13 protein-coding genes are annotated in these 10,456 nt (G+C 68.4%); 6 read left to right on the top strand and 7 right to left on the bottom strand.

Annotation, left to right across the window (positions count from 1 at the left end; genetic code table 11):
• Positions 1–178: 178 nt before the first annotated feature.
• The 5 genes from C1J01_RS41305 to ligD (C1J01_RS41325) all read right to left on the bottom strand — a co-directional run bounded on the left by C1J01_RS41305 (position 179) and on the right by ligD (C1J01_RS41325) (position 3,236).
• Positions 179–409 (bottom strand): DUF3107 domain-containing protein, encoded by a 231-nt coding sequence (locus C1J01_RS41305; protein ID WP_111184497.1) that lies wholly within the window; start codon positions 407–409, stop codon positions 179–181.
• Between the two features lie 89 nt (positions 410–498).
• On the bottom strand, positions 499–1,119 hold the full coding sequence (locus tag C1J01_RS41310; RefSeq protein WP_181449253.1) for a TetR/AcrR family transcriptional regulator: 621 nt from the start codon (positions 1,117–1,119) through the stop codon (positions 499–501).
• A 116-nt stretch (positions 1,120–1,235) separates the two neighbouring features.
• Positions 1,236–1,442: a hypothetical protein gene (locus tag C1J01_RS41315; RefSeq protein WP_111184499.1), complete on the bottom strand. Its 207-nt coding sequence runs from the start codon at positions 1,440–1,442 to the stop codon at positions 1,236–1,238.
• Positions 1,443–1,485: 43 nt separating this feature from the next.
• Positions 1,486–2,358: a non-homologous end-joining DNA ligase gene (ligD, locus tag C1J01_RS41320; RefSeq protein WP_111184500.1), complete on the bottom strand. Its 873-nt coding sequence runs from the start codon at positions 2,356–2,358 to the stop codon at positions 1,486–1,488.
• Complete coding sequence (ligD, locus tag C1J01_RS41325; RefSeq protein WP_220040365.1) at positions 2,355–3,236, bottom strand: non-homologous end-joining DNA ligase; 882 nt, start codon at positions 3,234–3,236, stop codon at positions 2,355–2,357. The genes ligD (C1J01_RS41320) and ligD (C1J01_RS41325) overlap by 4 nt, the downstream gene beginning before the upstream one ends.
• Positions 3,237–3,319: 83 nt before the next feature.
• Between ligD (C1J01_RS41325) and ku the strand changes: the two genes are divergently transcribed.
• The 5 genes from ku to C1J01_RS41350 all read left to right on the top strand — a co-directional run bounded on the left by ku (position 3,320) and on the right by C1J01_RS41350 (position 7,374).
• Positions 3,320–4,216: a non-homologous end joining protein Ku gene (gene ku, locus C1J01_RS41330; RefSeq protein WP_111184502.1), complete on the top strand. Its 897-nt coding sequence runs from the start codon at positions 3,320–3,322 to the stop codon at positions 4,214–4,216.
• A gap of 85 nt (positions 4,217–4,301) precedes the next feature.
• Entirely contained in the window at positions 4,302–5,207 is a 906-nt protein-coding gene (locus C1J01_RS41335; protein ID WP_111184503.1) for an ABC transporter ATP-binding protein, read from the top strand.
• Positions 5,204–5,938 carry an ABC transporter permease gene (locus C1J01_RS41340; RefSeq protein ID WP_111184504.1) on the top strand — a complete coding sequence of 245 codons (735 nt, stop codon included), beginning with the start codon at positions 5,204–5,206 and terminating at the stop codon, positions 5,936–5,938. Before C1J01_RS41335 ends, C1J01_RS41340 begins: the two co-directional genes overlap by 4 nt.
• A 266-nt stretch (positions 5,939–6,204) precedes the next feature.
• Positions 6,205–6,567, top strand: coding sequence for a hypothetical protein (locus tag C1J01_RS41345; protein ID WP_111184505.1), 363 nt, complete (start codon positions 6,205–6,207; stop codon positions 6,565–6,567).
• A 483-nt stretch (positions 6,568–7,050) separates the two neighbouring features.
• Positions 7,051–7,374, top strand: a complete 324-nt coding sequence (locus C1J01_RS41350) for a hypothetical protein (RefSeq protein ID WP_111184506.1) — start codon at positions 7,051–7,053, stop codon at positions 7,372–7,374.
• Between the two features lie 320 nt (positions 7,375–7,694).
• Here the strand turns inward: C1J01_RS41350 and C1J01_RS41355 are convergent, their stop codons facing one another.
• Positions 7,695–8,570: an oxidoreductase gene (locus C1J01_RS41355; RefSeq protein ID WP_235855008.1), complete on the bottom strand. Its 876-nt coding sequence runs from the start codon at positions 8,568–8,570 to the stop codon at positions 7,695–7,697.
• Between the two features lie 97 nt (positions 8,571–8,667).
• Between C1J01_RS41355 and C1J01_RS41360 the strand changes: the two genes are divergently transcribed.
• Positions 8,668–9,252, top strand: coding sequence for a TetR/AcrR family transcriptional regulator (locus C1J01_RS41360; RefSeq protein WP_111184508.1), 585 nt, complete (start codon positions 8,668–8,670; stop codon positions 9,250–9,252).
• 197 nt (positions 9,253–9,449) lie between these two features.
• On the opposite strand, the gene C1J01_RS41365 is transcribed toward C1J01_RS41360, so the two are convergent.
• Positions 9,450–9,770, bottom strand: coding sequence for a hypothetical protein (locus C1J01_RS41365; protein WP_111184509.1), 321 nt, complete (start codon positions 9,768–9,770; stop codon positions 9,450–9,452).
• Between the last annotated feature and the right edge of the window lie 686 nt (positions 9,771–10,456).

Consider the following 10,456-nt stretch of genomic DNA (forward strand, 5'->3'; position numbering starts at 1 on the left):
GTCTCGCCCAGACCCCCGCCTGACCCGGCCGCCCGCCGCCCGTGATCGACGTGGCCGGGAGCCGTAAGGGACCGGAGCCGTCTCGGGACCAGCACGCCGCGCGGACCGCCCGCCGCTTGAGGTGGAGCAGGGCGGAGTGAAGGGTACGGCGGGGTGCGCCGTACCCTTCCGGGTGTTGTTAGAGGGTGCCGCCGAAGCCGACCGGCCTGGCCTCGTCTTCGCCGATCTCGATGAATCCGAGGGAGGCCACCGGCACCACGACTCTCCTGCCCTTCGTGTCGGTGAGCGCGAACACACCGCGGTCGACCGCCAGGGCCTCTCTCAACTGATCTTCGACCTGCTCGGCGCTCAGGTCGGTCTCGACAACGAGTTCGCGGTGTACGGAGCGTACGCCGATCTTGACTTCCATCGTGGGCTCCCTAGTCGACGGGCTGGCTCACCTCCATCGTGGCTCGCCATGACCCGCGAAGACGCGAATGATCGCGCCCAGCGAACGGGTTATGCCGTACGCGGAAAACCGCTGATGCCGCGCCAGGCCAGGCGGGCCATCAGTTGCTCGGCCGCGTCCTTGGGGATCGAACCCTGCGTGGTGACCCAGTAGCGGGCGCTCACCTCGGCCATGCCGACCAGACCGACGCCGAGCAGATGGGCCTCGTCGCTGGTGCAGCCGGTGTCCTCCTGGATGAGCACGCTGACCATCTCGGCGCACTCGCGCAGGGACCGCTCCATCCGCTGCCGCACGGGCGCGACGTTGCGCAGGTCGGACTCGAAGACCAGGCGGAACGCCTCGCCCTGCGTGGAGACGAAGTCGAAGAACGCGCTGAACGTGGCCTGCACGCGCAGTTTGTTCTCCTGCGTGGAGGCCAGCGCCTCCCGGCAGCGGTTGACCATGTCGTCGACGTGCAGGTCGAGCAGCGCCAGATAGAGCTCCAGCTTGCCGGGGAAGTGCTGGTAGAGCACCGGCTTGCTGACCCCCGCCCGGTCGGCGATCTCGTCCATGGCGGCCGCGTGGTAGCCGTTCTCCACGAACACTTCCTGCGCGGCGCTCAGCAACTGCCGGCGGCGGGCTAGGCGGGGCAGCCGGGTGCCCCGGGGCTTGGCATCCGGGGTTGCGGTCACGCGGGTCTCCATTGGTCTCTCAGCGGGCAGTGCGGACATCCTACGTGCGGGTAGGCCGCGCCACAGCGGCACCCGTCGGCGATGGCCCTCCTTTACGCAGGTCAGCACCACCGGGCTCAGCGGTAGTCGTCGTCGTCGAGATCCACCACCCGGTCCTGGTCGGCCGCGTCGGCGGGATCGGCGTCGAACGGCAGCTCCCTGCGCAGCCGCCCGACCGTCTGGAGCATCTCGCGGTGCTGCTCGGCGGCGTCGGCCTCCGGAGCCTCGATCGACAGCTCACCCGACTCCTCGTCGTAGGAGCCCTCGTCCCCGCGAACGTCCATCTCCGACATCATCGGTCCCCCTTCTGGTGTGGACGCACCCAGCCTACGCCCGGCGGAAAAGGTCGCCACGCTTCTCCGCTCTCGCGAGCACGTCCGGCGCCGTGAAGACGAGGTCTTCGGCGCGTTCGCAGCCCTCGACCTCCTCCCACGTCAGCGGAGTGGAGACCGTGGGCTGCTCGCGTGCCCGCAGCGAGTAGGGCGCGACGGTGGTCTTGGCCGGGTTGTTCTGACTCCAGTCGATGAACACCTTGCCAGGTCGCGCCTTCTTCGTCATCACACTGACGACCTCTTCGGGACGCTCCTTCTCGAGCAGCTGCGCCAGCCTCTTGGCGTACGCCGAGGGCTCCTCGCGGCAGTCCCAGTCGGCGTACAGCTGCATGCCCTTGCTGCCGCTGGTCTTCGGTACGGCGCTCAGCCCGTCGGCCTCCAGCACCTCGCGCAGCCGCAGCGCCACCCGGCAGCACTCGACGATCGTCGCGGGCGGCCCCGGGTCGAGGTCGAACACGAGGGTGTCGGGCGGCTGGGCCCGGCCCTCGTCGTCCACCCGCCACTGGGGCACGTGCAGCTCCAGGGCGGCCAGGTTGGCGTAGTAGACGAGCGTCGGCAGGTCGTCCACCACGGCGAAGTCGATGGTCTCGCGGTTCTTGGTGCTGCCGGGGGCGGGCAGGTTCACCCGCCGCACCCAGTCCGGGGTGTGCTCCGGGGCGTTCTTCTCGAAGAACGACTGGCCGGCGACGCCGTTCGGGTAGCGCTTGACGGTCAGGGGCCGGCCGCGCAGGTGTGGGAGCAGGACGGGGGCGACGCGGCTGTAGTAGTCGATGACCTCGGCCTTGGTGAAGCCGTACTCGGGGTAGAGGACCTTGCCGAGGTTGCTCAGCGTCAGCTCGCGCCCGTCCACCTTGACCGGCACTTTCACAGCGTCACCTCCGCGGGGAGCTTGTCAGGGCGCAGGCGGCGCCACACGGGGTGCCGCAGTCGTTGTTCGTCGGTCCACATCGTGTAGGCCACCTCCCCGACCAGATCTGGCCTAACCCACCGATTCCGCCACGGAACCTGGTTGGAGAACGGGCTGTCGCGGATCTCCAGGGGCCGCAGGGCCCCGTACAGATCGTCCAGGACGGTGTCGGTGAAGCCCGTGCCGACGTGGCCGACGTACGTCAGGCCGGCCGGGGTGAACACCCCCATGACCAGGGAGCCGATGCCGCCGGAGCGGCGGCCCTTGCCGGGTTTCCAGCCGCCGATGACGACCTCGCGCGCGGTCAGGTTCTTCACCTTGATCCACCAGGGCGAGCGCGTGCCGGGCCGGTAAGGGGAGTCCAGCCGCTTGGCCACCACGCCTTCCAGCCCCTGTTCGGACGTGGCCGTGAGGAGGTCGGACTCGCCCGGGAAGTACGGGGGCGCGCCGATGTCGAGCTCGTCCAGCAGCGCCCGGCGGTCGCGGTAGGCCAGGTCGAACAGCGGCATGCCGTCGAGGTAGAGCAGGTCGAACGGCATGTACGTGACCGGGTAGAGCCGCAGCGTGGCGGGGTCGGGGTCGGTCAGGTGCATGCGGTGCTGGAGGCGGATGAAGCTGGGCCTGCCGTGCGGGTCGAGGGCGACGACTTCACCGTCGATGATGGCGTTCTTGATGCCGAACCCCGATATTTCGGGGTAGCGGCGGGTGTACTCCACGCCGTGGCGTCCTGTCACCCTCATCCCGCCGTCGAGATGAACGAGGGCCCGGATGCCGTCCCATTTGACCTCCAGGCCGTAGCGATCACGGTCGGCGGGTAGGTCCCCTGCTACGGCCAGCATGGGTTCGACCGGGTATGGCATTGGTTGCCCCATGACGGGTATGTGCCCCTTTGGCGGGCCATCGAGAGCTTGAGGGGTGACCTATGCGCAGCATCTGGAAGGGTGCGATCTCTTTCGGGCTGGTCACCATCCCGGTCAAGCTCTACTCGGCCACCGAGCAGAAGGACGTCACGTTCCACCAGGTGCACCGGGACGACGGCGGCCGGATCCGCTACAAGCGCGTATGCACGGTGGACGGCGAGGAGGTCGCGTACGCCGACATCGCCAAGGGCTACGAGCTGCCCAGCGGCGAGGTGGTCGTGCTCACCGACGAGGACTTCGAGGACCTGCCGCTGACCACGTCCCGCCGGATCGACGTGCTGCAGTTCACCCCCGCGGAGCAGATCGACCCCATCTACTTCGCCAAGACGTACTACCTGGAGCCCGACGCGCAGGGCGCGAAGCCGTACGTGCTGCTGCGCGACGCGCTGGAGAGCTCGGGGCAGGTCGCGGTGGTCAAGGTGGCGCTGCGCCAGCGCGAGTCGCTGGCCACGCTCAGGGTCAGGGACGGCGTGTTCGTCCTGGAGACCATGCTCTGGCCGGACGAGATCCGCACGCCCGACTTCCCCTTCCTCGAGGAGGACATCGAGGTGCGCGCCCAGGAGCTCAAGATGGCCGAGTCCCTGATCAGCACCATGGAGTCCGACTTCGACCCGAGCGAGTACCACGACACCTACCGCGAGGCGCTGCAGCAGGTGATCGAGGCCAAGGTGGCGGGCAAGGAGGTCGTCCCGGCCCGCGAGGAGGAGGAGGCCGGCCCGGCGGTCGACCTCATGGCCGCGCTGCGGGCCAGCGTCGAGGCGGCCAAGCGGGAGCGCGAGGGCGCCCCCGCCAAGCCCAAGCGGGCGGCCGGCGGCAAGAAGGCCAAGGACGAGGCCAAGGAGGAGGAGAAGGCCGAGGAGAAGGCCCCCGCCAAGCGGAAGGCCCGCAAGTCCGCCTGAGCCCCGTCGCGTTCTGTACCTAGGTACACCCCTCCCGGCATCCAGCACGATTCTGTGGCGGCGCGCGCGTCCCTAGCGTCGAAGCATGAACGTGATCGAGGTCCAGAACCTCCACAAGCGCTACCGGGACCACGTGGCGGTGGACGACGTGTCGTTCGACGTCCGCGCTGGTGAGATCTTCGGCATCCTCGGGCCGAACGGCGCGGGCAAGACGACGACCGTGGAATGCGTGTCGGGGCTGCGCGTCCCCGACGGCGGCACGGTGCGCGTCGCCGGCCTCGACCCCGTCACCGAGGGCGACGCCGTGCGCCGCGTGCTGGGCGTCCAGCTGCAGAGCGCCGCGCTGCCGGAGAACATCAAGGTGTGGGAGGCGCTCGACCTGTACGCCTCCTTCTACCCCGACCCCGCCGACTGGCGGGAGCTCATGGAACGGGTCGGGCTCGGCGCCAAGCGGGACAGCGCGTTCGGCAAGCTCTCCGGCGGCCAGCGGCAGCGCCTGTCCGTCGCGCTCGCGCTGGTCGGCAAGCCGCGCGTCGCGGTGCTCGACGAGCTGACCACCGGCCTCGACCCGCAGGCCCGCCGCGACACCTGGCAGCTCGTGGAGCAGGTACGCGACTCCGGCGTGACGATCGTGCTCGTCACGCACTTCATGGAGGAGGCCGAACGGCTCTGCGACCGCATCGCGCTCATCGACACGGGCCGGGTCGTCGCCGTCGACACGCCCGCCGGGTTCATCGGACGGGTGGGCGGTGGGCAGCGCGTGCGCTTCCGGCCCTCCGCACGCGTGGACGAGGCCCTGCTGCTGGCCCTGCCCGAGGTCGTGGACGTCAGCCGTACCGGTGAGCAGGTCGTCGTGACCGGCACCGGCAACCTGGCCGCCGCCGTCACGCTCGCGCTGGCCGAACGGCAGATCGTCCCTGAGGACCTGCGCATCGAGCAGTCCACCCTCGACGACGCGTTCGTCGCACTCACCGGAAGGAAGCCCGCATGAAGAAGATCCTGCTCGTCGAGACGAAGCTGCTGCTGCGCGACTGGGTCGCGAGCCTGCTCGCGCTGGCGCTCCCGGTCGCCCTGCTGCTGCTCCTGGGGCAGATCCCCGACCTGCGCAAGGCCGATCCGAACCTGGGCGGCGAGCGGGTCGTGGACGCGCAACTGCCCGCGCAGATGATCCTGCTGGCGCTGCTGACGGCGTCGTTCACGGTGCTGCCGAACGCGCTGGCCACGTACCGGGAGAGGGGTGTGCTGCGCAGGATGTCGACCACGCCCGTGAGCCCCGCGCGGCTGCTCGGCGCGCAGCTCGCGCTCAACCTGGTCGTCGCCTCGATCGCGGCCTTCGTGGTGATCCTGTCCGGGTGGCTGGTGCTCGGCTCGCGGCTCCCGGCCCAGGTGTTCGGCTTCGTGCTGGTCTTCCTGCTGGGCGCCGCCGCGATGCTGGCGCTGGGGCTGGTGATCGCCGCCGTCGCCCCGAACGGGACGACCGCGTCCACCATCGGGTCGATCTCGATGTTCCCGCTGCTGTTCGTGGCCGGCATGTGGATCCCGCGCGAGGTCATGCCGGACGCGTTGCGCGTGATCAGTGATTTCTCGGTGGTCGGGCCGTTCGTGAACGCCATGCGGGACACGTGGGCGGGGGAATGGCCGCAGTTGCCGCATCTGGCGGTGATGGCGGCCGGTCTGGTGCTCTTCTCGGGGCTGGCCGTACGGCTTTTCCGCTGGGAGTGACCGGGGCGCCCACGCGATTCCCCGACCGGTAGGCGATCACTAAATAGGACATATCGGGATAATTCGTGATAATCCGGCTTATAAATGTCTAATGCGAGCAATAGTAACGCTAATGCATAGCAAAATGGGGAGATTGCTGTTTGCCCACCAACAGTGCCGGAAAAGACACTTACCGGATGGTTCTTCAGTGGCCGTCCAGGACTTTTTCTCAGGGGAACGAGAAAAGTCGAGTACGGGGCAAATCGATCCTTTAGGGGGAAAGCGCAATGCCCAAGCTCAAGAGTGTCATCGCAGGGCTCGCCCTTAGCACCGCCATGGCCGGGGGCACCCTGGTCGCCGGTGCGGCCACGACCACAGCCAGCGCCGCCGCCACCACCACTCAGTTCAGCACGGGTACGTCGATCCTCGCTGGCCACGGGTGCTTCCGCGGGCGGCGCTGTGGCTGGGGCCGTCGCCACCACCATCACGAGCGCAGGCACCTGCGGATCATCATCGAGAACTTCAACCACAACCGGAACCCGAAGCGGCACCTTGAGGAGCACCGTCGGCACGACCACCGCCGCTGGGACCCGAGCCTGTTCGCCAACCGCGTGACCGAGCCGGTCGAGGGTGACGTCGTCACCGACTGACCTGGTTCATCGGTTGATGGTGCGAAAATGATTGCTCGTTTTCCTTGATGGCCGTCGCGGTCCAATGGGGGGGTGCGACTTTCGGCCGACGGTGAATCCGGGCAATCGTTGACGGGCCGCGTCGAAAGAAGGCGTGGCCCGTCCTGAACTTCCTTTCTCCTCGTCTCCACGAATTGAACAAGGGCTCCGCCGGCATTGGCGCCGGCGGAGCCCTTGTCATGTCGTTCTACGGGTGCTCCGTGGAGGCGGGGACTTTGGCATGTCCGAGTTCTTGGGAGGCGCTACCTATGTGCCGAGAGGGGCGATTTGTCAGAGTGGTGTCTGATATAGGTTAAGAGAGGGCAATTGCCGTTTGTGGCCGTTCTGTCCGGTTATATCCATGGTGCGGATGGTTGGTTACCAATCGTCCGCCGCATTTCTCGGAGAAGCCATTTCGGAGAGGTGCGGAGTATCGGGCAATCGATCCTTCAGGGGGTAAGCGCAATGCCCACGCTCAAGACAGTCATCGCAGGTCTCGCCATCAGCACGGCCATGACCGGCGCAGTGGTCGCCGGCGGTGGCGCCATGACGACGGCTGAAGCCAGCGCGGCGCAGATCGGCGCGGCGACCGCTCCGGTCGTCACCGCCGGCAAGTGCCACAAGATCCGCCGCTGCGGCTGGGGCTGGCGACGTGGAGGATGGGGCGGCTGGCGTCGTCACCACCACAAGCAGCGCATCAAGGTGATCGTCGTCAACCACAACATCAACAACAACGACAACCACCGTCATCACCGCCATCACGATGACTTCGACGACTGGGACTGGTAAAGAGCGAACGCCATCGCGATGAGCGGTGGTAAGCCGGTGGCGTCAGGATCCGCGTCACCGAGGAGTCCGCTCAAGCGATGAACTCCGACCAAGCCCATCAAGTGCCCGCATTCACCGGAACCCGCCTTCGCCAGGAGGCCGCCCGATGAATGCGGGCATCTTCGTGTCCGGATCAGCGCCCCAGGTCGTTCCGTGCCTTCGAGCGGCGCGGCCGGGGCTCCGCTGTGCCGGTGGGCGGGCCGTATGAGGGCGGCACTCCGGGAACAGCCGGTCGCCACGGCCGCCGGCCCGGTGCCGGGATTCGCCGGCCGGGGGCACGGTCACCGCTTCGTGGCCTTCGTCGCGGTCAGCGGAAACGTGATGCCGGTGAGTTGCTCGGAGGCCGTCCACAGGCGGCGGGCCAGTGCGTCGTCCCGGGCGGCTCTCGATCGGCCGACGAGCTTCGGCGCGCCGCGGCCCTGCAGGAAGCCGCCCGGGCCGGCGTAGCCGCCGCCGGGGACGTCCGCCACCGCCGCGTAGAGCGTGGGCAGGGCGCCGTCGTCCTCGCTCTGTGAGAAGCGGCTGATGATCGCCGTACGGAGCCGGTGCAGTCGCGGGTGTTCGCCGTCGAGGTGCCCGAGGAGGCCGGTGGCCGCCATGCCGGGGTGCGCGGCGGTCGCCCGCACCGGCGAGCCGGCCTCGGTGAGGCGGCGCTGCAACTCCGCGGTGAACAGCAGGTTGGCCAGCTTCGACTGCGCGTACGCGGCGAACGCCCGGTAGGGCCGGCGTTCCCAGTTGAGGTCGTCGAAGTCGATCGTCCCCGTCCGGTGCCCGTTGGACGAGACGGTGACCACCCGCCGGCGGATCCGCGGCAGCAGCAGGTTCGTGAGCGCGAAGTGCCCGAGGTGGTTGGTGCCGAACTGCAGCTCGAAACCGTCGGCGGTACGGCCGAGCGGCGGGATCATCAGGCCCGCGTTGTTGATCAGCACGTCGATCGGCTCGGTGAACTCCTCGGCGAACGCGCGGACCGAGGAGAGGCCGGCGAGGTCGAGCCGCCGCACGACGGTGTCGCCCGTCATGGTCGCGGCGGCGGCATGGCCCTTGGCGGGGTCGCGGACGGCGAGCACGACACAGGCCCCCTTGGCGGCGAGCGCACGGGCGGCGGCTCGGCCGATGCCGCTGTTCGCGCCGGTGACGACGACGGTGCGGCCGGTCATGGCAGAGATCTGAGCCGGGGAAAATGTTGCCACAGGCAACAATGTATGCATCGACAACAATGATGTCAACGACAACATTTGGGCTACGATGGGTGCCATGCCCGCGTACCATCACGGAAACCTCCGCGCGACGCTGCTCGCCGTCGCCGAGCGCAGCCTGCGCCGGCAGGGCGCGGACCAGCTTTCGCTGCGGGAGCTGGCCCGCGAGGCCGGCGTCAGTCACGCCGCGCCGCGCCGGCACTTCGCGGACCGTCAGGCGCTGCTGGACGCGCTCGCCGAGGCCGGGTTCGCCCGGCTGGACCAGGAGCTGCGCGCGGCGCTCGCCGCCGCGGGCGAGGAGTTCGGGCCGCGCCTGCACGCCATCGCCGCGGCCTACCTGCGGTTCGCCACCGAGGACGCCGCGCTGCTTGAGCTGATGTTCACCGGCAAGCACCGCGAGGGGGGCGACCGGCTCGTCGCGGCCGCCGCCGCGCCGTTCGGGCTGATGGACGACCTGATCGCGCAGGGGCAGGCGGAGGGGGTGCTGGAGCCCGGTGACACGCAGCGGGTGGGGGTGGTGCTGTTCGCGACGCTGCAGGGCATCGCCACACTGATCAACGGCGGGCTGGTGGCGCCGGAGCTGCTCGACGGGCTCGTGGAGACGGCCGTCGACCAGTTCATGCGTGGATCGCGGCGCCGTTAGGGGGCGCGGTACGCGGCCGGCGGGCACGGCGCACATGAAGAGTGCCCGTATTCAGCGGGTCGCCTCGTGGAGGCGGATCTCCGGTGAATACGGGCACTCATGGGCTGTCGGAGTTCATCGCTTGAGCGGACTCCCCGGTGGCGCGGATCCTGACGCCACCGGCTCACCACCACCTATAGGGCAGCGGCGTCGACTCTTTACCAGTCCCAGTCGTCGAAGCCGTTGTCGTGGTGGCGGTGATCCCGGTGCTCCCGGTGCTCATTGTTGTTGATGTTGAAGTTGTCGACCCGGACGTTGACGCGGTGATGGTTACGGTGGTGGTGGCGACGGCCCCAGCCACCCCAGCAGCGACGGATGCGGTGGCATCTGCCCCAGGCCACGACCGGGCCGGTCGCCGTGCCGATCTTGGTGGTGGTGCTGGCCTCGGCCGTCGTCATGGCGCCGGCGCCGGCGACCGCTGCTCCGGTCATCGCCGTGCTGATGGCGAGACCTGCGACAAGAGACTTGAACGTGGGCATTGCCTTCCCCCTAAAGGATCGATTGCCCGATACTCCGTACCCCTCCGGAAAAAGTGTCTGGCGGGCCCGCCGGACGTTATCCGGAGTCATACGGTGGACGATTGATAATCAACCATCCGCACTATGGATATAACCGGACAGAACCGCCAGAAACGGCTATTGTGCTCTCTTAGCCGACACCATTCCGTGTCATGACGCCTCTCGCTCGAAAACGCCGGCCAGGGCCGTGAGAACGCCGTGAGAACGCCCGGTCAACACGCGTGGCCGAAACCCGGGCATGCGAAAATCCCCGCCCCCACGGATCAACCGTTTAACGACATGACGAAGGCTCCGCCGGCGTAAATGCCAGGCGGAGCCCTCTGAAATGCCGTGGAGACGAGGAGAAATGAATCTCAGGACGGGCCGCGCCTTGTTTCGACGCGGCCCGTCCGCGAGAGCCCGGCATTCACCGTCAGCCGCAAAACCGCACACCCCATCGGGTGGCGACGACCATCAGAGAAAACGAGCACTCATTCCCACGAAGTCAGCGCTGTCAGCCGGTCTGCCCCAGGTGGTGGTGGCCGTGGTGGTGGCGCTTACGCTCGTCGCGACGCTCTGCGCGACGGTCCTCATTGTCGTTGAAGTTGTGGTTCCGCACGACGATGCAGACGTGGTCGTTGCGGTGATGACGGCGGCCCCAGCCGCCC

The sequence above is a fragment of the Nonomuraea aridisoli genome (assembly GCF_003236395.1).
In the GTDB taxonomy this organism is placed as follows: domain Bacteria; phylum Actinomycetota; class Actinomycetes; order Streptosporangiales; family Streptosporangiaceae; genus Nonomuraea; species Nonomuraea aridisoli.